Origin of the sequence: Pseudomonas sp., from assembly GCF_017744435.1 — a bacterium.
Lineage (GTDB): Bacteria > Pseudomonadota > Gammaproteobacteria > Pseudomonadales > Pseudomonadaceae > Aquipseudomonas.
The window spans coordinates 1-25,914 of the sequence record NZ_JAGIBG010000012.1; the positions used below are offsets into that span (position 1 = coordinate 1).

A 25,914-nucleotide genomic window follows, 5' to 3' on the forward strand; every position below is an offset into this window, starting at 1 on the left:
CCCTAGGGGACGCCAAATGCGGGAATAGCTCAGTTGGTAGAGCACGACCTTGCCAAGGTCGGGGTCGCGAGTTCGAGTCTCGTTTCCCGCTCCAGTTTAAATACTGTGGCGTTCGCACGGTGCAGTGGTGGTAAGGGTCGTAAAGGTGCCTTACGCCGATTAGCGGTAAAGTTTCAAATTGCGGGAATAGCTCAGTTGGTAGAGCACGACCTTGCCAAGGTCGGGGTCGCGAGTTCGAGTCTCGTTTCCCGCTCCAAACAAAGAAAACGCCACTCTCTCGAGTGGCGTTTTTTTTTGCCTCAGATTTGCTATGACGCCGTGTCCACCAACGTGGCGTCGACGCTCGGAAATTTCAGCCAGCTGGTCTTGTCGTCGAACGTCACCTGTACATGAATACGGAACTGGTAACGGTGCGCAAGCTTCTGCAGCTCGGCCTTGGCGAGCGTACCAAGGGTGATCGGCCCAGTCTCGGCGGGCACTTTCATTTCGTTGGCAATTGGCAGGGTCAACGTACGGTTCACATCACTTCGATCCGTGCCTTCGATCCAGGCGCTGACGAACTGTGATGTCGCCATGTGCGTCCATGATCCCAGCGTGAAGGTGGCGGCTGTGCCGAGTTTTTCCAGGTTCAGCAGGCCGTTGTCGATCGAATCGGACTGCACGTATGGCAGGCCAGTCAGCCAGGAAACGCTGGTGCGATGGATCTGCGACGGTTTCTCGCCGATGACGCCAACCTGGTAGTGCACTTCAACAACCTTGCCCATGTGCGGCGCGATGTAGGCCTTGGGAATGTGGTACTCCCTCGCGCCGGGGCTTACCGGAGTGTCGGTCTGGTACGCATGGGCAGTGCCGGGCTCGCCCCAGTACACAGTGGTAACGGCCCCTTCCACCACCGCGTCGGCCGGTATCACCACGGTTGCGCCATTGGCGGCGTCCACCGGTTTGAGGCTGCTGGCAAACGCATTGCCGGAGGCTTCCTTGACCGTGGGTGGCGTTCTGGCGGTGACGGGAGTGCCTTTGAAGTTCAGGGCGACGCTCATCGAGCGTTGTACTGCCGTGCCGGCATAGTCGTGCACTTCATAGCGCGGGAAGTGCATGCCGCTGCTGGACTGGCGGATGAAGTCTGCCGGGAACACCAGCTGCAATGGCTTGCCCAGATGTGCTTTTTTCAGGTCCAGGCGGCCCACCAGGTCCTTGCCGGCAGGGTTCTGGCTCCAATACCACTGGACCACGTCGCCGACTGCTGCGCCCAGGTAAGGCAGGGTCTCGCCCTCGAAGCCGGGGGGGACTTCATCGTCACGCAATGGGGGGAGTGCACCCACCAGCTGCTGATCATTGTTCTGGAGGTAGGCATCAGTGAGTTCATCGTTCGGGACGGGAGGATTGAAGCGGAGCAAGGGCTCCTCTCCCAGAGAGGGCGGGGTTCTGTCGATGCTGAACAGCAGATCTCCCGACGGGGTCACGTCACCGTTGAACAACGTGACTTCGTAGTACAGCTTGTGCCGGCCATCCAGCAGATAGCGCGTCGGTATCTCGACGAACAGGTCGTCATCCGGGATATAGGCTGTCCATTGTTTGCTGGCGACCGGGGTCTTGATGGCCGCCTTGCCGTCAGCGGCATCGAACACCGGCTCCATGAACAATTCCAGGCCTTCCGGGTCTTCTTCCGATGGATCGGAAAACGCCCATCTGGAAAACTCCACCCGCAGCGGGGTGAAGGTGGCATTGAACGGCAGCTGGTTGCTCCGCCCGTCTTCAATGTCTGGGAGCAGGGCGGGGATACTCGGTGGCTGGTAGGGGGCCAGTTCCAGGCGCACAGTACTGTTCTTGCCGGTAGGTGCTTTCGAGGTTGCCATTGACGGTTCTCCATGAAAAAGGGGAGGGCCGTTGCCGACGCTCCCCATGAACAAACATCACCAGTTGTAACGCACCCCGAGATTCACGCCCCAGGGCTGCTCGAGCTTGCTGCCGTTGCTGTAGTCGAAATCGGCATGGGCACGCCATTTCTCGGCCCAGGCCAGCGCCACGCCGACGCCGACTTCGCCTCGGGAGCCGGAAAGGCTGTTGTTGAAGCGGTTGCCATTGACCTTGACCTGGTTGTCGTTGGCAAATTCGTGTACCGCGGCCACCCGCACATAGGGTTGGATCATGCGCCCGTCGGCGGCGATGATGGTACGCCCGACAGTGCTGCCCAGCTTGCCCTGCAAGGAATGCGTGTTGCTGCCTTCGGCGCGCATGCCGTTGTCCAGCTGGTAGTCCTTGCCTTCGATCAGCAGTGCCGACAGTTGCGCGAAGGGCTCGACGAAGAAGTCGTCAGCCAGTTTCAAGTGGCGACCGGTTTCCAGGGAAACACCCACACCGTGGTTGTCGTAGTCACCCTTGGTCTTCTTGCCGTCGCTCAGGCGTACGTCGGAACTGTTCTGGTAGCGGCTGAGTCGCGCCGTGGCGTCGAAGTAATAGCCATTCTGCGGGTCGAGCCAGGTACCGTAGGCGCCGACGTGGTAGCTGTCGACACTGGCCGAAGCGCCGCGGTCGAGGTTCAGGTCGGACTTGCTGTAGCCTGCGGTCACGCCGGCCAGCCAGTTGCCGTCGCCGATGGGCAATGGCGTGTCGGCACCGAACGAGAAGCCCTGCTGGACCTGCTGATAGGCCACCCCGGCGGCCGCCGAAACGTTGTACTTGTTGCCGAAGGTGCGTACCCAGCTACCGGCCTTGTTCTGGTCCAGGCGCACTTCGCCCATGCGGCTGCGCAGGCTGCCGAGCTCGCCGTACCAGATGGTCGGCGCGCTGTTGAACAGTGCCAGCACCGAGCCGGCGCCAGGGCTGACCACGCGGGGGCTCAGGTCCAGATACCAGTCATTGCCACCCTTGTTCACCAGGTCGTAGGAATAGGTGCCCAGGTCCACCGGGCCGCCTTCGAGGCTGAAGCGTGCATCGCCGCTGGCCGCATGCACCATGTGCAGGCTGCTCTCGGCCAGCGGGTCGCTGCCGCTGCTGCTGACGCGCAAGCTGTGGTCGCCCGTGGCGCTGCCGGTGATGTCGAGGAAGTCGGCCTGGCCGCTGGCGAAATCGCCTTGCATGACGAAGGTGCCGTTGCCGGACAGGTTGTCCACGGTCAGGGCATGGAACTCGGCTGGCTGGCCGAAGCGCACGCTGCCGCCGTCCATGGCCAGGTCGCCCAGCTTGCCATCGCCCACCATCACCCATTGGGCGCCGCTGTCGATGGCCAGCTTGCCGACGTTGTCCAGGCGGCCGGTGAGGGTGGCGGCGTTTTCCAGGGTCACCTCGGCATTGCCTCCCGCTGCCACGGTGATGTCACCGACCAGATGCGTGTTGCTGTCGCTGACTCGCAGCGCTGCCTTGGCGGCGTCGGCCACTTCGAGCAGCACGCCATTGCTGGCGCTGAGCAGGGTACCGTTGCGTGCTTCGATCTGTGCCGACACGGCCCTTCCGGCGCCGCGGCCGACGACGATGGCCGAGCCGTCACGGCCCTCGACCAGGCTGTTGTCCAGTATCAGCGTGGCTTCGCCCGTACCGGGTGCTTCGCGCATCCGCACGCCGTTCTGGCCGCCGCTGATGGTACTGTCCTTGGCCACCAGGGTGCCATTGAAGAATTCGGCACCGACACTATTGGCATCGGTGCCTCGCAGCTCGCTGCGTTCAAGCTCGACGCGGCTTTCGTTGATCACTGCGCCCCGGTTGCCACCGTGGAAGCTGCTGTCAATGGCCCGCACCAGGGCAGCACGTCCTGTACTGTCGGCATTTGCGGTCAGGGCCCGGCCGCTGGCGATCACCGTGGTCCGGTTGAGCAGGCCGTTGCCACCTACCAGGGCGACACCGATGGCGGATTGGTTGCCTGGCTCGACCTTGGAGTCATTGAGCACCAGCGATGCGCCAGATTCGACGTCAACGTAGAGCAGCCGGGTATCGTTACCGGTCAAGGTAGCGCCATTCATGACGCGGTAATTGTCCAGCGGCGCTCCAGGGCTGATCACGGTATCTTTGATGATATTGGTCTGGGCCATGGCCGGTGGGGCCAGCAGTAATGCGTTGACGAGTAAAGCCAGTCGGCTCGGCTGCAGTGAGGTAGAACGAGTCATGAGCGCACCCTGTTCGGTATTGGGTAAACAATGTGATCCGTGACACCTCCATCGGGGTTAAGGATCGGTAGGGTGCTGAGAGTAAATTCCCTCATTTCGTGAAAATGTAGGAAATGCCCTACATTAATTACCGATAAATCCTAACCTTAAAGGCATTGGGTAGCGGGCCGTGCCTGCCCAGGCACGGCCCTGCGTTTTATGATTTCCGAGGTGGCGGCAGTGGGCAGGAATCGCTGCCGGATGCCAGGCTGAGTTTGTGTTTGATCCACACGGAGCTGATCGAACCATCGTCCTTGGCGTAGCGGAACCTGGCGCGAGCCCTGATGTTGGGTGGAGCGAAGGTGGGCAGCAGACGATCCTCGTAAGGCTCGACGTGGAAGATGAAGCCATTGATGTTGCTGTCGTCCAAAGTGACAGGCCAGTCTGCGGCGGCGCCTGGCACGGGACGTTCGCCATCACTGTCGTTCGAGCCAATGTAGGGCTCCCAGAACATTCTCAGCGTGTCCCCCGCTGCAAGCTCGGAGCTGAGGTCCGGAATGCTGATCCTCAGGGAAAGCGGGCCGCCCGGGTTGTCAGGGTCGGCCAGTGAGCCGCAGTTCAGCCAGCCGCCTGGGTCGATACCTTCGAAGGCGGGTTGTGGCAGCAGCCTTTCCACCGCATCCACATTCACCAACTGCGTCACAGAGTGTTGCTCGTTGAGTGCATCCCGGCCCGCCCGGACTGTGTAGTAGACAGGCAGGACGGGGTTGTTGCCCGCCTGGTCAATGTATTTCCACGGGATTTCCACGGTGAACGGTTTGGGATCGGCAACGTCGACTTCGTACTGGGCCTCGCTGACCAGCATGCCATTCCAGTAGAAGTCGACGATGTAGCCATTCTGGATGTTGGAGAAAAGCGGGAATGTCAGCGTGGCATTCTGGTTGATGTCGAGGCGGGTCAGCACGTTGTCCGTGTTGGATATCTTGCCGCGGATGGTGGGGGCAACCAGATCGTCATTGACCGGATCGGGCCACGTTGGGTCCGGATCCGGCCGTTCCGGGCCGACAATGCTGAAGTCGACGTCGACATTGGTCGACAGGGCCGTATCCGGAAAGGCGACCTCGCCCCGTACTACCTGATAGCTGACCAAGGTGTCCTGCGGGCCGGCGGCAGCCGTGTATTCACCGCGCAGCACTGCCGGGGGCACATGGATGGAAATCGGGAACGGCCGGCCGGCCACGGTCTCCGGGACCAACCACGTACTGCCCCACTGCACTGCGATGCGATCGATGTCACGGGGGTTGTCATACTTTTCTATCAATACGATTACACGCTCGATGGCATCCTTGAGGTCGATGATGTTGTCGCGTTCGGCCAGTGGCACGCGTGGCGCTTTGAGATTCTCGGGAAGCAAGCCCAGCACCACATCCAGGGCGATGGGCAGCGACAGGCGGCTCTTGTTGCCAGCCTTGTCCCACAGGTAGTAAGCCACGAAGTAGCGGCCGTCGCCTTTGGCTCTGATGTTCTCGGTGGGGATCAGTATCTCGCGGCCGGGAGCGACCGTGCCCTTGGCTACCGGGTCATTGAAGTCATCGCTTTCTTCGGGCCAGCTGTCGAGGAAGTAAAGCTCGTAGATATCACCTGCGGCACCGTACGGATCGTCAGGCAGTACCCCGGCTACGCCAGTGGGGTTGGTGGCGAAATAGGTTTCGTCGATGACTCGTTGCGGGAATGTCACGCCTTCGGGCTGTATATCATGGCCCCAGGGCGGCACGCTGTCGCAGATGAGCTGTCGAGCTGGGGAAAATGCAGGGCTGCCGGCGAAGTTGACGTGGCGATAGCGTACGTGCAGGGTGCCATTGGCAGGCAGTTCGTTTAGCGGGATATACATGGGGTAGGGAAAGATCGAACTGTCTACAGGCCCGTTGAATATTTCAGTTGCCACGTCCTTGTAGCCGCTATCGGTATCGCCAGTCTTGGAAAGTTGCAGGTAGATGTATTCGGTATCGCCATCTTCCGGAAGCTGGATCCAGTTCGGAATTTTAACTTCAAGTGGGTGGTTCAGGGCGTTGCGGGCCAAGGTGCCGTCGCTTTCGTCGATGATGGCGTCAACAATAACGGGCGCGAGGGCGAGTGCCGACTGTTGGCGGTTCTCTCGTTCTTTGAGGCGTGCACGTTTGGCCTGTTCGCGTTGATGGCGGAATTGGGCTCGGACTTGTTCGGCAGTTTCTCGTTGATGTGATGGTGAAACTGATCTTTTCATGTTCAATGTCTCTTGGAGTTATGTGGCGAATTAGAGGCGTGATGTGCATATGCTTGCTATGTCATTGAATTGCGCTTCAATTAGTTCTCTTGTGTGCATTTCAAGATTGTCTAGGGGTGTCTGGATGGCTGCTTGAGAACCCGTGGAACTAGGCAGGAAATTATTTAATTCACCAAATCTTTGATTGTTACTTGCAACCTCCGTAGCTGCAACATCGTAGAAGCCGGTTCTGTTTCTTAAGGCTTGATGAAACTTGCTTAGTACAGACCTGGGAATAACACGCCCCATTCCCTTGAAGGCATTACGCACAGGCTTTGGAATCAGGCGAGCAAGTTTCGGCAACGACTTGACCCCGGATACAACCCCATACCCCAATGAAAGTACCGTGGCCGCAATCCCGGTCATCATGCTGATCTTGCTCGACTCCGGGTTCTGATTGGCTACCGCGTCAAAACCATAGGCAGTGGATGTCACGGTCAGCGCCGCAACCGTTATTGCCACAGCAGCCTTTGTGACCTTGGCGGCTGAGAAAGCGGCGGCCATCGCGGCAGTGCCTTTACCCAAGGCCGCATACAACGGAGAGGCGGCACCGTAGGTAGCCACGGTTGCAACAGTAATGGCGAGGAACGAGAACACCACCCCCAAGCCCGCGCCGATCCAGTCCCAAGGTGTGCCGCCACCCCCTGCGCCAGCCCCTTTGTTCGGGTCATCCTCATACACTTCGCGCAACCGCCCGCTCCAGCCGATGGCGGTATGCCCGGTGGGGTCGCGAAGGTTGATCGGGTTGCCCAGGCAGTAGGCGTAACAGTTCAACCCGCCATCGTCGAACGGGCTCAGCGCATCGGGGCTGTGGAAGCGCATCAGCACCGGGTTGTAAGCGCGGTAGCCATTGCCAAGCAGGTACCAGCCGCTGTCCGCTTCCAGCGCTTCGCCGTTGTAGCCCAGGCCGCCACGCAGCGGTTTGTCCTGCACATAAGGGTGTGCACCGTAGGCGCTGTAGCTCGCTTCGCGGCGGTCTGCGGCCAGGCTTTCGGCAATCACGCTGTGGCTGGCGCTGGTCTGCCACAGCAAGGGCGGCTGGCCATCGTTGCTCTGCTGCCCCAGCGGCCAGTCGCCGTGGTAGCAGTACAGGTTTTCGACGCCACCACGTATCGCCAGGTGCAGGCGATTGCCTTCGAATAACAGCACGGTCTCTGAACCACTGGCATCCATACGGGCGAGCAGGTGGCCGAAGCCGTCATAGCGGTACCGGCTGGCCTCGACCGACAGCAGCCGGTTGCGGCTGTCGTAGCTCAAGGTCTGGCCACGCTCGTCCTTGAGCAGGTTGCCATTGGCGTCGTAGTTGAAGGTCGGGTTGCCGCTGGTACGCGCCGGGGTGTACTCGATGCGCCGCAACTGGCAGGGGTCGTTGGCTGCATGGAAGTACCTGGCCCGTTCCATCGGAGAGTCATCGGCATACTGGGTGACGGTAAGGCTGATATTGTCGTAGGCGTCCAGTGTGAAGATCTGCGATTTGATTGGGCGACCCAATTCGTTGCGGGGGGCCTGCGGACCTGTGCAAGCGTGGTTATTCAGACGGCTACGAGCGTCGTAGGCGAAGGTTTCCTCCAGCAGGGCGTGGTCACCTTCGCTCAGTTGGCGACGCTTCAGCAGATTGTCAGGGCCCCACTCCTGGGTCTGCTTGCGCTGCGCAAGGCCGTTCTGATTCCAGGTCCTGCAGATTTCGCGGCTGCGGTGGTCGTAGGTGAATAGCGTCTGCAGGCTACTGTTGCTGCTGCGGTCAAGGGTGGTGGTGCGCCATTGCCGACCGAAATCATCATATTCGTGCCTGACTTCCAGCGCCCCTTGTTCCGTGGTTTGCACCCGGCCATAGCTGTCGTACGTGCTTCGAGTGACGATGGTGTCGGCCTCGTTCTTTGTTTCCAGCAGGCGATCATCCAGCGAGCTGACGTACTTGCGCGATTTTTGCGTGCCGCTGGGCCGGTCGTGCCAATGCTCGGCGATCACCTGATTGGCCAGGTTGTAGTCGTAGCTGCGACCGCTGTCGGTGTTGTTGGCGTTGGTCAGACGGGCGCTCACGTCATTGAATGCAAAGGTGTCGCGACCTTCGACGGTGGTAGTGGCGGTGGGCTCCGTGGTCAGCGCCAGTTCGTAGTCGAACAGTGTCGACACGCCCGCTGCATTGATGTGCTCCCGCGGCTGGGTTTCGCCCTGGTGGTAGCGCCAGTGCTCGGTACGTGGGCCTGTGCGGGTAATGCTCAAGCGGTCGAGGCCGTCGTAATGACGCAGGCCGATTTCGCTGCTGGGTTCATTACTGTTGACCGGGAACACCCAGATGCTGGTGGCCAGTTCTGCCTGGGTATGACGGGCGTAACTGCGCTCAATACGGGTACGGTCAGGCAGCAGTGTACTGGTCAAGCGCCCGAAGCCATCGTAGCTGTGGTGCGTGGAGTAGTTACGCTCATCCACTTCACGGGTGCAGTTGCCCAGGCCGTCGTAGGCGTAGGTGCGCAGGGTGACTTGCTCGCCCTTGTCGTCCAGCGCGAGCATGCGTTGCGGTTTCTCGAACAGGTTCTGCCAGGTCTGCGACCAGTCGCTGACTTGCGCGTCTTTGCCCGTCCCGACCTGAAGCCAGGTGGTGATCAACGGGCCATTCGGGTGTTCACGGCTGCCGAGGGGGTCGACTTCCTGATACGCGCGAACGGCCTTGGCGCTGATCTGCGCGTCATCCACGCCGATGGGGCCGATGGTGCAGCATGGCTCGCCCCAGTCGTCGTACTCGAAGTGCTGGGTCAGTGCGCGTTCACCCTGGCTGTTCAGCCAGTCGTAACGGGTTTCCGAGGCACGCTGGCCGCGCCCGTCATAGCGAATCACATGGGTGGTGTGCAGGCGTTCCGGGTAGCCTTCGTAGACATTGCTGCGCGCTTCGCTGACCACCCGTGCAAGCCCATCGAGCAGGGTAATGGTCTTGATGCCCCGGGCATTGGTGATTGTCTGGGTGGCCTGGGTGCCAGTGCCTGAGTACAAGGTGTAGGCATACTGGCGTGTGGCTCTGAACTTGCTGCCTGGTGCCACGGTTTCCTGGGTTACGCGCAGCAGGCGGTCATATTCAAAGTGGGTGTCCACACCGTTGGCGTCGCGGACCAACAGCTGTTTGCCGTGGAACAAGGAGCGTTGGTCAAGGGTGCTGCGACGGGTGTCATCGTAACCCAGCAGTACTTTTTCAGTCTGCAGGACCGTCTTGTCCAGGCCTGGTCCGTCTACACGGTCGTAGTGCCATTCCGTGGTTGTCTGCAGGCCGTTGCAAATCTGCTGCTGCAGGTAAAGCCGACCATGCAGGAAGGGGTCGGCGGCGGAATTTGCATAGTAATGATGTATTACGCGCAGCACCTGTTCGGTAGTGCCTTGCTCGATCAATGTCTCGCGACGCACGGCATGCCAAGCCTGCTTGTGCCAGTCATGGTCGGGGTTGCCTTCTTCATGCGCAGGGTCCTTGAGCCTTGGCAGCGTCTGGTAGCGATAGCGTTCGCACTGGGGCAGCGCCCCTGCCTCTTGCTCGGGAGCCGGTGTGGTGATTTTTTCCTTGAGGTGGCGAACGAACCCTTCCGGGTCGGCGGGGCAACCCTCTTCGCCATCGGCGGGATACCACTGATACTGTTCCACCACACCGTTGGCCAACTTGCGAATGCGCGGGTTGCCGTGGTTGTCATAGGTGGTTTCGACATGTTCGCTGCGTGATGGCCGGCTGTTGTCCAGCAACCGCCAGCGCCGGGTTTCCTTGAGTGGTAACTGGCAAATGGCGGGCAGGTCGCGGAAGTGGCGTTCGCCCATGGCGGGGTACTCGGTGAGCAGTTCGAACAGCGAATTCCCTTGCCGGGTGATCTCTGCCGTTTGCAGGTGAATGCGGTTGAAACGGCGTTCGATGCTGCGCACCAATTGCTCGTCGACCCACAGCTGCTCTTCGCTGCGATACTCGTAGTCGCCCAGGTATTCATAGAGATTGTCGCGACCGGAGTCATCCCAGCCGATATTGGTGCCGCTGCCAATGAAACTGTGCTGCCGGTAGGTGCCGTTCTGATCCTCAAAGCCATAGGTGAACCGCACATCGATGGGCTTTTGCTCGAAGCGCGGTTCGGTCAGGTGTCGAGTAACGCGCGGCAAGTACTTGGACTTGTCGTGTGGGAATGCGTGGCCATTATCCTGGTAGAACAGTTGCTCGATAGCGCCGGTCGGTGTGTAGATGGTATCCAGGCACAGATGCCCTTGCACGAGTCGATAGGTGAATTCCCATTTCCCTGCTGGCTCGCCTGGCAAGGTGATCTGCCTCACCCAGTTGTCCGTGCCTTCCAGCTCCATGCTGTAACGCGCCAGGGGTTGAGCACCCGCGTCTGCCAATGGGTGCAACAGAAATGCGACCTGGCTATTGCTGCGGGCGCATTGGAACAGCAACTCGCCATCTCCGTCCTTGATGGTTTCAATGATGTAGTGCTCGGCCACGAAGTGTTTATAGGTCAAATACAGCTTGTGGCCTTGAGGAGAGTGAAGCTCTACCGGCAGGGCCACGCCGCGGCTTGGCTGGCCTTCCAGCCAGCCCTGAAACTCAAGTATTTCCACCCACCCGGATCGGTGCATGATGCGCAAACGTCTGACCTTGTCCAGGTTATGTTTGCCTTGCTTGTACACATTGAAACTTGGCAGTTTCTGTTCACGGACAACCAGTTGTTGCCCGCTGGCGCTGTCTTCCAGCCGGAAAGACTCTCCGCTACTCAGCGACAGTACTTGATTGCCGGCCATGTATTGCGACAGGTTCAAGTTCCAGCCGGTGCCGTAGCCAGAATCACCCTGGTTCAAAGGGTTGAAGGAAAGTTGTAACTTCAACGGGTGTTCGAGTTGAGCATTGCCGTAAAGGTCCGGCAGTGTGATGGCCAACGTATATTGCCCGGTGCGGGGGTCGACTCCGCTCTTCATGAAACTCAGAAAGTTCATGGCATTGGAGTGCAGTGACAGATTGGAAGCCATACGGAACGGCCCTCTAATTGAAAAGGTAAAGATGCCCAGGGTTCGCGTGTGCAAAAGGCGGATGTCTAAAAAATAGCGTCAGTCGGCGCGAAGAGCACCTAGCATTTTTGCCAGTATTCGATGTGCCGCGCGGTCGTTAGAGTCGGGCCATACATTGGCGCACATGCTCAGCGAGGGCGTAATCATGCGAGGGCACAGCAAGGCACTTGAGTTGCCTTTTATTCCTTTACTAAACGCTGAAACGGAATCTATCGATCTCGCTGAACTCGGCGGGCTCGCCCTGGATACGCGCTTGAATGTGCCTGGGACGGACGTCGGTGACTTTATTCATATTCACTGGCGCGGGCGTACCGCCCTTGGCCAGGCGGTGGATATCGTCGAACGTTCGCAGGTCATGGATCTCGATGACCAGAAGCGAGTTGTTTACTCGATCCCCAACCGCATCATGCAAGATCTGGATGGCGGTGATGTCTTCTACTCGTTCGCACTCGATGGACCGGGCGGGGCACCTGCTGAAGAATCCCTGCGCCTGGCCTTTCGGGTCAATCGGCCTGTGGGCGTGTTGCCGCTGGGTATCGCCCAGGTTCGGCAGGCGCATGAACTGTGGATTGCCGTCGAGGACTTGAAGGGAGCGCCGGCGACAGTGGTGGTGCCGCCCTTTCAGGCAATGGCCGAGGGTGTCGAAGTGACCCTGCGATGGCAAGGTTACTTCGGCGAAGGCGATCCGTTCGTACCATACGAACCACCCTACAAATTGCAAGCCAAAGATGTGGGGAAGCCTGTCGTGTGGTCATTGCCCTGGGATCAGATTGCCATTCTTGAAGATGGCTTTGCAGAGTTGAGTTACCGCATTGTCCATGCCAATGGCAACGCCACCGAATCGGACTGGCAGCGCTACGAAATCGTGAAGGCCATGCCGCCCGTGGGCCCTTTGTCGCCAGCACCAGGCATCAAAGGGCACTCGGGAGGATCACTCGACCCTGATCGTTATCCGGACGGCATTGAAGTGATCATCCCCGTTGATCCGGATGCGCCGTTGAAACTGGGTGACCAGTTGGCCCTGTATTTCGAAGGTGGTGAACAGGTGGTGTACACCGTACGGGTCGACCAGACCACACTCGATAGCCAATACATGGCAATACACGATCAGCGCTGGGTCAGTGACAAGAATAACGTCGGCAAACCATTCTCCATCAGCTATGGCTATGCCGGTAAGGGCAGGGCCAGGCATTCGCAGCCTCTGGAGTTGGCATTACGCAGGCCGTTGTTCCTGCCATGGCCAATCGTTAAGGATGCAGAGCCTGACGGTGATGACAACCAAGGCGTGGTTTACCCAATTGATATACGCAGTGGCTTTGAGGTACGCATACCCGAGGCCGCGGTCATTGAGGGCGGTGATGTAAAGCTGATCTTGAAAGGGCATGAGACGCTGGAGTTTCCACCCACGGTTGGGGAGGCCCGTTTATTCAAGGTCCCGCCTTCTGCGATTCCGGCCAATTTGAACAAGCGTGTGTTCATTACCTACACGGTGACGCCACCAGGCGAATGGCCCCATGAGTCCGAGGAATACGATTTACGCTTTGCGGATTTTGGGATCGGCAGTTACCCGCGCTTGCAGAATGCCCAGGTGCGCAATGGCCAGTTGTCATTTGCCGAGGTGAAAGACCCCGAGGGTACAGTGTTCACGCTGGGTAGTTGGCCGTTCATGGCCGAAGGGGATTGCTTACCTATCGAGGCTACTTATGACGGTATTGCCGAACCGTGGGCGATGCGCGCCCCCAGGGTAACGCAGGAAGAGTACGAAGCAGGAAAAGTCGAAGGCAAGTTACCGTACAGATTTTTGTCAGACATGCGTAAAAAAGGACTGAAGCGATTTCGCGTGCAGCCCAGTCTCAGTTACGACGATGGAGCAACGTTCAGGAATTTCATTTTTGCAGATATTGACTTGGTCGACTGACGTTTACTAATGCGTCTAGGAGAAGTGTTATGGTTTCCCTGTCTCTTGCAAGTCTCTTGCAGTGGTTGCGTCTGCGCAGCCGTTTGTTCGGGTGGGATGCGATCGTTGCAATCGATCGTTCTAAAATCAACCGGCTGTTGAAGCAGGAGTACATACGTCGGTTTAATACCGCCAGTTACCTTCCACCGGTCAATGGTGAATTGAAGAGCGGCAATGAAACCAGGATCTTTATCCACGATTTCATGCTGGCGCACCCACGCCTGTCATTCGAAAATGCAGACCTCAATGATTCCAGGGCACGCCTGCGCATGGCAGTGACGGGTGGAGATCAACTGACCTTGCGCAAGAATGTGAGCGATTGGTATGTACAACGGCTGGACTGGATTGGTCCGTTGGCTGGGCCGGAACTGCACCTGGATCTGCGCCTGGATGACGCGCCTGGCCATGTTTCCAACGACGGTCGTATCCTCCTGGATTTGAGCAAGAGTGACAACTTCTCGCTGACATTTTCCAATGATGAACAGGAACGTGAGTTGGGCGGAAACTTTTTCAAGGAACTGTTCAATCAACTTCCTGCTGCGCAGCGCATCTGGTCGTTGGGCGAGATAGCCCCAGGCGCCCGCCCCCTATTGACGCCGAAGAAGTTCAGGTTGCGGACACAGGCCAAGCCATTGCCAAGCCTGGCCCCGGCGGCTAGCGAAAAGGAAGAGGCGGACGGTGCGGTGCTGGCATTTATCAATATGAAAGCCAGTCGCGACGGCAGCCTGCCGGATAGCAATTCTGACTTCCGCTACCTGATCCCCGACGATGCCGGGCAGGATTTTTCGGGTACTGTTCTGTTCAATGCACGACGTTTGATTATTCAACATTTGATAGAGAAGTTCTCCACGTTCATCAAGGATTCAGCATTTGTCATTGAATACGATGGGCAGGGCGGGGTAACAGGTGCCTACTGTGATGTCGGGCATATTGATGTTCCGGTAACAGGGGCGTATCACCGTGCGGGTTTTGACTACAAAGGCTTAAAACTGAACATTGAGATGCTGGCGGTTGTAGAGAAAACGATTATTCAGGCGGGTGCAGGTCAGTTGCGAATCGATTTTTCTGGCGACACCGGTGTCAGGATTTCTTGGGTGGCCACCAGTGACATGGAAGTGCGCCTTGTCAAGATGGTTTCTAATGATCAGTCGTATGGCCCGGAGGATTTCGAAAGCCTTTTCCCCGCGAAAAGGAGTCTCACCGTCAAGTGTTTTGTCGACTACGAATTAGTCGATCGCTTGGGCGGTGTTCTTGAAATGACTCGCCTGGAAATTGACGGGCTGGACGTAGAGATCAAGCCGCCTCCTGAAGTTTCCGACGCGCAGATTGAGCAAGCCCGTACGCTGTACGCTCAGGGCAACAGCTCACCCTCGCATGCGTCGACACGCGGTGAGGCGCTGGACCCTGTCGAGCTATTGCTGATTCTGTTTTACGTCATTCCTGCAATGATCATGATGCCGCCTTTGCAGGCCATGCGAACTGCCGCCGTGGAGCCGTTGCGCGTGAGGTTGGGCCGTGACCTGAACGTCGAAGAGGTGCTGGAGCCGCTGGTCAAGGAAACGCTGCGGTTGAGCTTCGGCAACAAGCTGGTGAGTGATCAGGTTCGTGGGCCAAAGGATGTCGCCATGTTCGGCAGGGTCAATCCGGACGGTGGTAGTTTTGAAGTCGTTCCGTTGGACCCCGTGCTCGAACCAGGCGGCAAGCTCCAGTTCAAGGTCGAGCCCGCCCGCAACGTGGATTGGCGAATCGAGGCATTGCCGTTCGACGCCCCGGACCTCGGCTCGATCGACCCAAAGACAGGGTGGTACAGCGCCCCGGCGGCCAGCGCGATCACCGCCGGATTCATTCAGGCTCGCATTACCGCGACGGATCCGCAGTCCAGAGTCACCGCTTCGGCCCTGGTGACCGTGGTCGATCATGCCATTGCCCTCAGCCCGATGCTTGAGGTCGTGGCACCAGGAGGAGCGGTCGAGTTGACGGCGGGTGCGCGCGAGACGGCCGATTTCGAGTGGTCATTCGTCAATCCGTTACCCCATGGGGCTTTGCGCGAGCCTGGCAGTACAGCCCGGTTCAATACCTACGTCGCGGGTGCGGATTCGCTTAAGGAGGCATTCAAGCTCGACCTGGTGAAAGTGCGCAGCAAAGGCAGTGGTGCTGAGCGAATCACCTGCCTGGTCACGCAAATGAAAAAGAAGAAGCCGATGCCGGTCACCACTGAAGAGTGGGGCAGCGGCCCTGTGAATGACTGGGTGCGCCTTGCCCTTTGGGTGGGAGGGCAAAAGCAGGAAGGGGTCGAGTGGACCGTGTTGTATGGGCCGGGGGACGCCAAGGGCGATCAGTACGAAGTCAGCCGCAACAGGCGTGACCGATTCGCAGTGGTCGCTGGGCGTGTCGACGATCCGGAGTGGGGTGTGCTTGAGGGTTTCATCATTCTGCCGTTGCCACTCGATGGGGCGGTCGAGGCCTATCAGGCGCAGTCCTCACTGGGTAGGCGTCTGCGCCTGACCAATCGAACTTTTGCCGGGGCCTCTTCGGCTCATGCCTCCCAACCGTGAATGCACTCGAGGAAATTACCATGTCAGGCACTTCTTTGTTGTCCCTGCTGGACTGGATGAAACGCAATCCGCATTTGTCGGAGTGGGATTTCATGCTTGCCCTGGCGCCGGCCGAAGTCGACACCCTGGTTCAGCAGCACCATAGACTGCAGATGAGCAAAGGGCGCGACGTAGCATGGGAGCGGGTCGAGATCAGGTTGGCTGCCAGCAGGCAGACCCATATCCTGAGCCACTACCGACTGGGTGCTCCCAACCTGGACTGGAGCCAGTCATCTTACGACAACCCACGGGTTGGTTTCAGCTTGCAGGCTGACGGCGGCATGCATGTGCTCAAGGACGATGACTTCGATGTGCTGGCCATCTCTGCACATGATGCGCTTGATGGTCTGCAGTTGCGCGGCCTTACGCGTTTCACCCATGAAGATCTGCGCCTGGGTCTGGACCTGAAGCAGCCAGAAGCGGAAAGCCTCGAGTTCGACCTGGGCGACAGCCTGCAGGAAAAATGGGCTGGCGGGGCATTCATGGCCGACTACCTGCAACACCAACTGGAGGACGACCAAGGGGTCTACACGTTGGCGGATGTGTCGACGGAAGCGGAAAACCCATTCTTGAGGTCCAGGACCATTGGTGCTCGCGTCATGGTGCGGGCCTCCGACAAGCGAGCGTCGCTGGTGCTGTTCGGCTCGCTGGAACGGGGGCCTGCAGGCGTCTATCCACCCGCGGGGTCGGATTTCCCCTTCCTGCTGCCGGACGAAATGGCCGAGCGCGCCCCGACGACGCTGCTGCTTTCCAGGCGTGTATTGCACCGTGCGGCTTACGCCTATGCCATGGACGCGATGCTCGGAAACGGAGCATTCAACTATGGCAGCACGCCCGAGGGGGCTTTGCAGTGGATGCAGGCCAAGGCTGGCACGCTGCAGGCCTTCGAATTGGAGCACATGGCCAGTCATTATCAGTTCAAGTCCGCCAGGTTCAGCCTGGAAGCCGGCGCGGGAGCTATCCCGCTGAAAGCCGAGTTCGATGAAGATGAAGTCAAGCTGCAATGGCAATCGAAATGCACGTTTGCCTTCATGTACAAGCTGCGTGACGGGGAGGGTTGGTTGCCGCTGTCCGGTACGTTCGAGTTTCGCCTGCATCATCGCTTCTATTTGTTCCGGCCTTCGACGGAAGAGACCGACGGTGGTCTGATCATGGGCGAAGTGGCATGGCCCTGGGCGACGCAGGCTGAAGTGAAGGTGCTCGAAGGGCTTCCTGCAAACCTTCCAGAAGCGTTGTATGACGAGATCGATCAGTTCGTCGGCCTGGTGCTCAAGCAGGCGTTGCTCGAAGGGTTGGCCGGCAAACTCACGGCCCGGGTTCCGGAAACGCTGCTACAGGGCCTCATCCTGGCGCAAGACGGCACATTTGCTGCCCAGGAGGTCGAATTTCCCCATGGGCTTGCCCTGTTTGGCACGATCGCCGGCAATGCAGCGGGCATTCAGATCCGTGACCAGGGCGTGCAGCTGGCACCTTTGCAGGAGCATACCTTCCAGGTCGTCTCGCCCTTCGCTGCGGTGACCTGGGGCCTGGAGAGCCTGCCCGGCAACGCCGGTGACATCGGCCAGATCGACCCCGATACAGGGCATTACCGAGCGCCTCCCGCCCATGCGCTGGGATACCGCCAGGCTCGCATACTGGTGGTCGCTACCGACAAACTGACCCGAGCCCGCAGCACAACGCTGTTGACCGTGCTGGCGCAGAGTATCAATGCCAACCCTCGCGTCCGTGTCTGTTCATACGGGGATCGACTGACCTTCACTGCTGGGGCGTTGGATGGGCGTGCGCAATGGCAGGTCGTCGAGCAGGACGGTAGTGGGCGAGTGCTACCCAGTGATGACGGTAGCCGCTGTACCTACATCGCGGGTGAGCAATTGGAGGAAGGCGGCTACCTGCTGGACAAGATCGAGGTGACCAACAGTGCCACAGGGGAAGTGATCCCGTTGCATGTTCTGGTCATGCAGGAAGCGCCAGGCCTGTACCTGGAGGCCCAGGCTCCTGATCGCGACGGTAGCGTGCAGTTGAAGGCGTACTTCAACGGCATGGACAAGACCGCACAGGTGCAATGGCGCCAGCAGGTCGGCGACGGTTACCTGGAGGACCATGGGTTGTACTGGCCTGCCGATGCAGGGTTGGCGCCATATGCCTTGTTTACTGCCCTGTTGGCTGACACACCTTTTGGCGACCTGCACGGGCACCTGCTGTTGCCTCTGGATCCGCGGCGTCCGAGTCGCCTTCGCCTTGCCCCGCAGTCGCCGGCCAATCCTTCCACGCACTCAATCTGAAGCTTCGCCAAGAGGATGAAACCATGTCCAATTCCATGGAAAACGTGCTGTCGCGCATGCGGGAGGCTTCGGTCACCCTGGGCTGGGGGGCCGTGGCGGTGTATAGCCGCGAGCGGCTCAACCGGCTGTTGCAACAGCAGTATTTCGAACGCCTGGGCGGCACCCGTGATTTACCGTTGTTGTCGCTCGATCTGACTACCAGGCCCGGGCGTGCTGCGGCGCAGCTGGGCGAGCGAGCCGGTGAGACGGCTACCTTGACCGCGATAAGTGCCCAACGCATCGGCACTTCACGGGTGCATGTGGCGCTGGATATCGATGCCGCCAGCGAACCCGAAAGCGAATGGATACCAGGGCCGTCGAGCGCCGTTCACTTGTCGGGGATCGAGTTCGGTACCCCGCTGCTGTCCTTCAGTACCGCTTCGCTGGAAGACTCTCGGGCGCGGCTGACGATGAACATCATTGCCGGGACCTGTACCACGACCAACAAGGATGGCGGCAAGCTGTTCTCGGTGTTCAACTTCAGCGAAGCCATGAACTACCAGCTGCAAATCGATGTGGACCTGGCAATGGTCAAAGGTTCGGTGGACCGGCGTGGCAGGGTGTTGCTGGATATCTCCAAGGGCAGCAGCCTGCGCTGCAACCTGTTTGCCGAGAACTACTCACTCAACCAGCAACTCATTGCCAGCCTGACCAAGTGGTTTGCCAACCTGCCGGCACGTTGCAGCGTGTTCGAACTGGGCAGCATCGATGTGGCAGGTTACCAGCCACTGACGCCAACGCATTTCATCCTCAGGACTCAGGCGGCCCCCGGTGCAGCGCTCATGAACGCTGCAAACTACGGCGATGGCGCGGTGCTGGTGTTCATGCGGGTGCGTGCCGACATCGATAATGGAGTGCCTCCTACGCGTGATTTCCCTTACCTGTTGCCGGATGGCGACTATTCCGCGACCCTGGTTCTCGCCGAACATCTGCTGGCGCAGGCCAGCGAACTGGACCTGGTGCTGCTCAACAGCCTGCTGTTCCCCGCCTCGCATGAATTCGTCGAGCGCGAGCGCCATACCCCCAGAGACCTCGCGGTGTTTGGCAACATCAACCCGTTACGTACCACGATGACCCTGCAGCCGAGCGGCAAGGTTGTCCACGCCGGCGAGACCGTGCAATTCACGCTTTACAATGGCCAAGGCAAAAAAGTCAATGCCAGCCGCTGGCGCATTGCCGGCCTGACCAATCACACGCTTGCCACGCAAGGCAGCATCAGTTCGAAGGGGCTGTACAGCGCGCCAGACAGCAGCCAGATCGGCCATGAAAGCCTGACGGTCGTGGTGACGGGCGAATTTGACGAAGGGGGCAAGACCTTTGTCGCTTCCGAGCGGTTGCAGGTGACTTTCGAGCGGTTGCAATTGATGCCAAGGGTGGTGAGTTTTGCCCAGAACCAGAAAGAGATCCACCTCAGCGCCTGGGAGAGTGGCTTTGAAAGCCGCATAGACTGGAGCCTGGCAGGCCCGGCGCTGGGTCAGCTGGGTAACGCTGGTGCAGGCAGCGCCGTGTTCAAGCCTTACGATGACACCTTGTTGCGGCCACTGGCGGTTCAACAGCTGCAGGCAGTGGGCAGTGAGCGGGGCACGGCCTCGCTGGTGATGGTCAATGCCCAGCAACTGCTGGGTATCGAGCCGCGTTTTGTGCCACGTCTGTACCGCCAGGACACCACGCAGCTGAAGGATACATCCGGCATGTTGTCGACGTTGCCTAGACGCTGGCGGTTGCTTGCCGGCACCGGCAGTGTCGATGGCGAGGGGCGCTTCACTGCCTCGGACGAGACAGGGACGCGCAGCAGTGTCGTGGCCTGCGAGGTAGTGAAAGGCGGTGTGCGCTATGCCACTGATTACAGCGTGGTACAGCAATCGCAGCTCAAGGAAGAGCCCACCTGGAAATCCTTGAGGGTCCATGACATCAAGGTTGTCGGTGGGCCGGATGCGGGCAGCAGGGGGGAGTTGTTCGGCAATGGTTTCCAGCAGTTGCTGGTGGAGGTCACCGTCGAGACGACGCCTGTCGGCGGCGTGCATTACCCTTTGAGCCTGAAAGAGTTGAACAGCATCGGCATCTACGAGCGGGATGCCGGGCAGCGCTTGCACGACCTCGAGGATGCCCAGGGCATCGAAGACGATGCGTACGCTTGGGCAACGCGGTCACTGCCCAATTACTTTGACCAAGCTGTTGGTTTGCCGGCGGGTACGCCTCAGGCGATGCCGCAGAACGATTTGCAGCAACACATGCGATTTTACCTGCATGCGAATTCCCCGAGCCACGATGCGCGAGTCTTCTACTCTGGATTGCAGTCTGACCAGCTCGAGTGGTTTTACTCGACCGCAACGAGTGACTTGAATTCTCGCATTAGCGTAACGGCCAAGCCGACGCCGGATTTCCATGATGATCTGTACACGTTCAAGGGCTATCGCGTGGACGGCGGGGGGACTCAGTTCGAGCTGCCAGCAGCGGACGATGATGAGTTCTATCTGCACCCGAATACGGTTGACTACTGGAAGCTCAAGTACCAAGGAGGAAGTTTTCTGACGTGCGAGCTGATCTCGTATTCCAATGACGAATTCCTGAACATTACCACCCTGAGTTGGGAGAATAAGCACGTTGCAGTTGAAGAGTTGAGCTTTACCGGTTGGGTTTTCAATGATGTCGTCAAGAAAGAAACGCCAACTCATGTTCAGTTTGGTTTTGAGGTGAGTCCGGGAGGTGGTGATCTGCCAACGCTTTACGAATACGTGGAGAAGTATTTGACACTTGAAGTCGATAATCGGGTATTTGAAAGTGGGTCGCTGGTGATCGTCAATCGCCGTGTCGATGATGTCCCGTATAGTAAATCAGTCACTTTTCCGGGCATGCCGCCCTATTTGCCGCCGGTAATAGGATTGGACCCCAAGCTCTACAGGCCAATAGCAGTGCGTTTACGTGACCGTTTCGGCAACTTGCATGAGCGGCAGATTTCTCATTTGCCGGACTCTATCGTCGGTCATCGTAATCACATGATGCACACCCGATTTGACAGTGCCAAACCACTGCACAGCGAACCTTTTCGTGTGGGTGCTCCTGAGGAGAAACAATCATGAGCCTGTTCAATAAAATGGCCGTTGCCATGATCGCCTGTGGCTGGCTGACGGCGAGCAATGCGGCTTCAGAGGTGAACACCAATACGGTGACAATCAGCTTCGCAAATAATAAAAGTGGTGAGCCCGGAAAGACCTGTTCCAAGTCGCTACCTTGGCATACTAATGATTATTTCAACCTGAGCAATATGGAGTGCGGGAATGATCAGGCCTATTATTTCAAGGTTGAAAATTTCCCGGCAGGGGCGCATTTGAAGTTGTCCTCGGACAAATGCAATAGTACTACGGATAATTTTGAATTTACCGTGAGGGGTACCAAGCATCCCTTTCAGATGGAGTGGATGAAAATCAGCGAAGTCAAGAACTACCAGGCCGGGCAAATGATCAAGCCCGGACTGAAACTGGTTGATCGCTACTTCAAGAATGGTGGCAGTTACGATGGCAAGCTGTCGTGCTTCTACTACTGGTATTGATGTTTTCAAACAATCCCTGATCTTTCAGAAGGTTTATCCTCATGAGTATCGACAAGACACTGCATTCAACCGCCTTCAGCTTCATGAGTTTCATTCAGGGTGGCGTCGACCGGAGAACCGGGCTGTGTACGATGTCAATTGCAATACCTGACCTGAAGTCGCACGCCCTTGCTGGCCCGTCGTTCAGGCTAGGGCTCAACTATAACCCGCTGAATACGGCGGACTCCGGATTTGGCAGGGGCTGGAACTTGGGGTTGACGCAGTATACGCCGCACAATCAGGTTCTTTCTTTGAGTACAGGGGAGTCGTTCCGTCTAGAAGACAGTGACCGTGCAGACAAGCGCCTGTTGATTCCTGAACAGAAAATCCCCAGTTTTCACGTGTACAAAGAGGGTAATGCCGGGCTCGGTGCAACCCGGCGCTTGCGTGTGGTTCACCGTTCCGGGCTCAAGGAAATCCTCGAGCTGCAAGGTGCTGGAAACAGTATCGGGCTGCCGGTGAGCATCCTGAACATGGGGTTCAAGCTGCAGCTTGATTACGTACCTTTTGGCAGCCGGCATACGTTGCTCTCGTCGATAAGCGAAGTTGACGAAGAAGGTGCTCTCACTCGCCTGCTCACGGTCGAGCGCACGTCTTCGGCTGTACAGATACTTGAGCACTCCGTTGCCGCAGGCGTGGTGCTGCGCTACGTGATGGGCCTGAGCGGTAGTGACTATCGGGTAAGCCAGATCACCTTGCCGACCGCCAACGCGGCCAACTGGGAGTTCGAATATCAGTACGACCCTAGTAATACCTATCTCTCTGTCACCCAGGTCCGAACCCCGACAGGAGCGAAGGAGGTATTCGAGTACACCGACGGTGGCCATCGCTTCCCCAGTGCTGCCCAACGAGTGTCGCTGCCACGAGTCAATCGTCACAAGACCTTCCCAGGAACAGACTTACCGAATCTGGGCATCCGGCATGCGTTGGTGGACGTAGGTTTCGAATACCAGAACACCGAGGCACAAGGGTGGGGGACCAATAACTTCCTCGGCGATGACAGTACGCCCTGGGGGGAAGACGACGGGCTGGACAACCTCTACAAGCGCAACGGTGCTTACCTGTACGGTTCGCTGGAGACACACTATGTCGAGGGTGAACCGGTAAGGGTCATCGAAAGGCGCTTCAACCGGTTTCACCTGCTCGCCGCCGAAATCACCCGCCAGGGCAATTCCCAGCAAGAAGCACTCAACACCTACCCGCTGGATGAAGAGAAACCGTTCGATCAACAACCGGCCAGCTTTCAACTGCCCACCGAAGAGCTGCAGCGCTGGCTGTTGCGGGACAATACGCGCCCACCGCGTACGCAGGTGGTACAGAACCGCTATGACAACCACGGTAACCTGGTTTGGCGTAAGCGGGTGGACGATGTGGAAGAGGAGCATCTGTGGTATCCGGAGCAAGGCGAAGCGGGTGCCTGCCCTCCGGATCCGGAAGGCTTTGTCCGTCATTTGAAGCAGACCACGGTCAAGCCTGCACCTACCGGGTCCGGCCAAGCGCCGACGTTGAGCACGCTTCGCACCTATATCAGTTTGTCGGCAGTAACAGATCGCGAGTACGACGCCAACGACCCTGACCATGCATGGCGAGCCTATGGTGGGCATGTGGTCGAGGGGGAAACACTGGGGGACGGCCGCCAGGCACTCGAATGGACGAATTTCACTTACTACGAGGACCCAGGTGATCCAGTGCGACACGGTCGCGTGAAAGAGCGTGAACTCAACTACCCGACCTCGGACCCCGAAGCCGTGTTGAGCACCTCGACCTTTTACAGCTATGAGATTGTTAGGGATGACATCTCTGACGAAGATGCGTTGGAGACCGTCGAACGGCTCGTGGGCTTCGATGATGAGTCGAAAACCATCACATCTCTGCACTCGTTGCTTCACGGCGAGCCGTTGCTCAATCATGACGATAACGATGTGAGAATTCGCTATGGGTACGATGCGCTACGGCGTGTCACATTCGAGACCGTCGATCCGGCAGGTGATAACGAGGCAACCAAGAAATATGAATATCATCTCTGTGCGCATGCTGCTGACGTAGCCGAGCAGGTTGTTTTCGATGTCAAAAATGTCAGGACCCGCAGCATTCTGGACGGTTTCAACCGTGTCCTGTACGAAGAGCGTGATGACAACGACAGCAAGCTGTACGCGGGTGCGCCTCGGCCGACTTTCCGGGCCTCTTACGATGCGCTCAGGCAAGAGGCATCGCGGACCGAAATCGATTGGCATGAAGCCTGGGTGCTGGAACTCGAAAGCCGGTTCGAGCACGACGATTGGGGCCAGCAGTCTTGCGAGATCGGCCCGGACGGTAGCCGCGACTATACCGTGATCGACCCGCTGGGGGCGCTGGACCATCGCGGGCCGATCATCACGGCCTGGCGCGTGGGGAGTGATGGCGGGGTAGGGGGCAGGACGCAAACCTGGATGAACCTGTTCGACGAGCCGGTGCGCGTCGAGCGCTACTACGAAGAGCAGGACGAGGCAGGTCGAACGGTCCAGCGTCGCGTCAGCCTGAAGCAGCTGGACTACGACGGTCTTGGTCGTCTGCATCGGGAGCGCGATGGCGAAGGTGTCACGGCACGCATCAACCTGTACGGCTACGATGCGTTCGATCGCCTGCTCGACCATACGTTGCCAGGCAATGCCATCGTGCAGCGTACCTATGCGGCACATAGTCGTGAGGACTGGCCGGTCAGTATCAAGGTCGGCTCGGTATTGTTGGGCGAGCAGACATTCGATGGGCTGGGCCGAAGAACGCATGCCATCACCGGTTATCGCGACCAGGAATTCAGGTATCGGCCAGGCGAACGACAACCGTACTTGATGATTGCCCCGGATAAACGAGAGGTGACTTATCAGTATCTGCCGGCCGTGGGTGAGGAACCTGTCCAGCGGCTGCTGGCGAACGTCGAGGCTCGCTACTTCTACGATCCGAAGAATGCTCGCCTGAATGAGTTCGAAGAGCCAGGTCATAGAGTCGAACGCAAGTATTTCACCCAGGGCGATTTGAAACAGGAAGACCGCTACATTGACGGTGAGCATTACACCATGCATTACGGGTACAGCTTCCGCAGCCGTATGCACTTCTATGTCGATGTTCTGCAACAGCGTCAGGCCTATGTCTACGATCGGTTCGGGCGCCTCGAACAAACCCGCCTGCACGAAGCGATTTCAGGGCGGCGGCGCCGTGCCGGCGAGCCAGGCCCCGAGTTGCTGCGATCAGACTTCGCCTATGACGAATTCGGCCGCACGAAGCGCTTCACTACACGCGATGTTCGCAGCGCCAGTCAGCTGGTTACCGCGTTGGAATACGATGGTTTCGATCGGGAAACGGTACGAAGCTTCGACTTTGGCGGCGATACGCTGCAGATTCTGACGCAGTGCTACGATCAGTTCGATTGCATTCAACAGCGCGTACTGTTGGAGTGCGATCGGGAGGCGTTCGAGGCACTGTCGGCGTGCCTGCAGGCCTGTGGCGAGGAAATGTGCGGGGATCTGTTGGCGTGCCTGGATGCGTGTGGCGCACCTTATCGTCTGCTGCGCGATGAAAGTTATGGTTACGACCTCCGTGGTCGCTTGACCCGTTATACCTGCAATGCTTTCGAAAGCGAGGATGATCCTGATAACCACTACTGGCCTGTCGACCCCTATGGCAAGAAGATCCAGGGGCAGACGTTCAGCTTCGATGACCTGGACAACATTACGCTGGTGCTCACCACGTTCGAGGGTGGGTTCAACCGGGCGCGCTATTTCTTCGGCGACCCGGTCAAGCGGCAGGATCCTGCGCAGTTGTTGCAGATCACCAATACCCATGCCGATTACCCGCCTGTGATAAACCTGGAGTATGACCCGAATGGCAACCTGACCAAGGATGACGCCGGCCGTACCTTGCTCTACGACGCCCTCAATCGCTTGACCCAGGTCACGCTCGTGGCGACCAGTGCCAATGCTCCAGGGGAGCATGTGGAGTATCAGTACGACGCGCAGAACATCCTGAGCGGAACCCGGCCTGTCGAGGCGAGGTCGTAGTCACAAAGCCTGCAGAGGG

The 25,914-nt window shown here is 58.6% G+C and carries 10 protein-coding genes and 2 tRNA genes; 8 read left to right on the forward strand and 4 right to left on the reverse strand.

Going from position 1 to position 25,914, the window contains the following annotated elements; genetic code table 11:
• Nucleotides 1–18: 18 nt before the first annotated feature.
• Both J7573_RS10270 and J7573_RS10275 read left to right on the forward strand, forming a co-directional pair.
• Nucleotides 19–94, forward strand: a tRNA-Gly gene (locus J7573_RS10270).
• 86 nt (nucleotides 95–180) lie between these two features.
• A tRNA-Gly gene (locus tag J7573_RS10275) sits at nucleotides 181–256 on the forward strand.
• 52 nt (nucleotides 257–308) lie between these two features.
• On the opposite strand, the gene J7573_RS10280 is transcribed toward J7573_RS10275, so the two are convergent.
• From J7573_RS10280 to J7573_RS10295, 4 genes are all read right to left on the reverse strand, one after another.
• Nucleotides 309–1,856, reverse strand: a complete 1,548-nt coding sequence (locus tag J7573_RS10280; RefSeq protein ID WP_294334027.1) for a hypothetical protein — start codon at nucleotides 1,854–1,856, stop codon at nucleotides 309–311.
• A 57-nt stretch (nucleotides 1,857–1,913) separates the two neighbouring features.
• Nucleotides 1,914–4,100 carry an autotransporter outer membrane beta-barrel domain-containing protein gene (locus tag J7573_RS10285; protein WP_294334029.1) on the reverse strand — a complete coding sequence of 729 codons (2,187 nt, stop codon included), beginning with the start codon at nucleotides 4,098–4,100 and terminating at the stop codon, nucleotides 1,914–1,916.
• A gap of 196 nt (nucleotides 4,101–4,296) precedes the next feature.
• Nucleotides 4,297–6,342: a hypothetical protein gene (locus J7573_RS10290; protein ID WP_294334031.1), complete on the reverse strand. Its 2,046-nt coding sequence runs from the start codon at nucleotides 6,340–6,342 to the stop codon at nucleotides 4,297–4,299.
• A 30-nt stretch (nucleotides 6,343–6,372) separates the two neighbouring features.
• Nucleotides 6,373–11,361: an RHS repeat-associated core domain-containing protein gene (locus J7573_RS10295; protein WP_294334033.1), complete on the reverse strand. Its 4,989-nt coding sequence runs from the start codon at nucleotides 11,359–11,361 to the stop codon at nucleotides 6,373–6,375.
• 184 nt (nucleotides 11,362–11,545) lie between these two features.
• Here J7573_RS10295 and J7573_RS10300 point away from each other — a divergent pair, with 184 nt between their 5' ends.
• The 6 genes from J7573_RS10300 to J7573_RS10325 are packed head-to-tail and all read left to right on the forward strand — an operon-like array spanning nucleotide 11,546 to nucleotide 25,895.
• Nucleotides 11,546–13,318, forward strand: coding sequence for a hypothetical protein (locus J7573_RS10300; protein WP_294334036.1), 1,773 nt, complete (start codon nucleotides 11,546–11,548; stop codon nucleotides 13,316–13,318).
• Between the two features lie 29 nt (nucleotides 13,319–13,347).
• On the forward strand, nucleotides 13,348–15,912 hold the full coding sequence (locus J7573_RS10305) for a hypothetical protein (protein ID WP_294334039.1): 2,565 nt from the start codon (nucleotides 13,348–13,350) through the stop codon (nucleotides 15,910–15,912).
• A 38-nt stretch (nucleotides 15,913–15,950) separates the two neighbouring features.
• Nucleotides 15,951–18,233 (forward strand): hypothetical protein, encoded by a 2,283-nt coding sequence (locus J7573_RS10310; protein ID WP_294334041.1) that lies wholly within the window; start codon nucleotides 15,951–15,953, stop codon nucleotides 18,231–18,233.
• A 23-nt stretch (nucleotides 18,234–18,256) separates the two neighbouring features.
• On the forward strand, nucleotides 18,257–21,352 hold the full coding sequence (locus J7573_RS10315) for a hypothetical protein (protein ID WP_294334044.1): 3,096 nt from the start codon (nucleotides 18,257–18,259) through the stop codon (nucleotides 21,350–21,352).
• The gene (locus tag J7573_RS10320) at nucleotides 21,349–21,822 is read left to right on the forward strand and encodes a hypothetical protein (protein ID WP_294334047.1); all 474 of its coding nucleotides are present in this window, start codon (nucleotides 21,349–21,351) and stop codon (nucleotides 21,820–21,822) included. The genes J7573_RS10315 and J7573_RS10320 overlap by 4 nt, the downstream gene beginning before the upstream one ends.
• 41 nt (nucleotides 21,823–21,863) lie before the next feature.
• Nucleotides 21,864–25,895, forward strand: a complete 4,032-nt coding sequence (locus J7573_RS10325) for an RHS repeat domain-containing protein (protein WP_294334049.1) — start codon at nucleotides 21,864–21,866, stop codon at nucleotides 25,893–25,895.
• The last annotated feature ends 19 nt before the right edge of the window (nucleotides 25,896–25,914 follow it).

Bases quoted from the DNA above. Each gene is read 5' to 3' on its own strand.
- J7573_RS10290 (WP_294334031.1), bottom strand. From the start codon at position 6,342: ATGAAAAGATCAGTTTCACCATCACATCAACGAGAAACTGCCGAACAA.
- J7573_RS10295 (WP_294334033.1), bottom strand. From the start codon at position 11,361: ATGGCTTCCAATCTGTCACTGCACTCCAATGCCATGAACTTTCTGAGT.
- J7573_RS10305 (WP_294334039.1), top strand. From the start codon at position 13,348: ATGGTTTCCCTGTCTCTTGCAAGTCTCTTGCAGTGGTTGCGTCTGCGC.
- J7573_RS10325 (WP_294334049.1), top strand. From the start codon at position 21,864: ATGAGTATCGACAAGACACTGCATTCAACCGCCTTCAGCTTCATGAGT.
- J7573_RS10300 (WP_294334036.1), top strand. From the start codon at position 11,546: ATGCGAGGGCACAGCAAGGCACTTGAGTTGCCTTTTATTCCTTTACTA.
- J7573_RS10285 (WP_294334029.1), bottom strand. From the start codon at position 4,100: ATGACTCGTTCTACCTCACTGCAGCCGAGCCGACTGGCTTTACTCGTC.
- J7573_RS10320 (WP_294334047.1), top strand. From the start codon at position 21,349: ATGAGCCTGTTCAATAAAATGGCCGTTGCCATGATCGCCTGTGGCTGG.
- J7573_RS10315 (WP_294334044.1), top strand. From the start codon at position 18,257: ATGTCCAATTCCATGGAAAACGTGCTGTCGCGCATGCGGGAGGCTTCG.
- J7573_RS10280 (WP_294334027.1), bottom strand. From the start codon at position 1,856: ATGGCAACCTCGAAAGCACCTACCGGCAAGAACAGTACTGTGCGCCTG.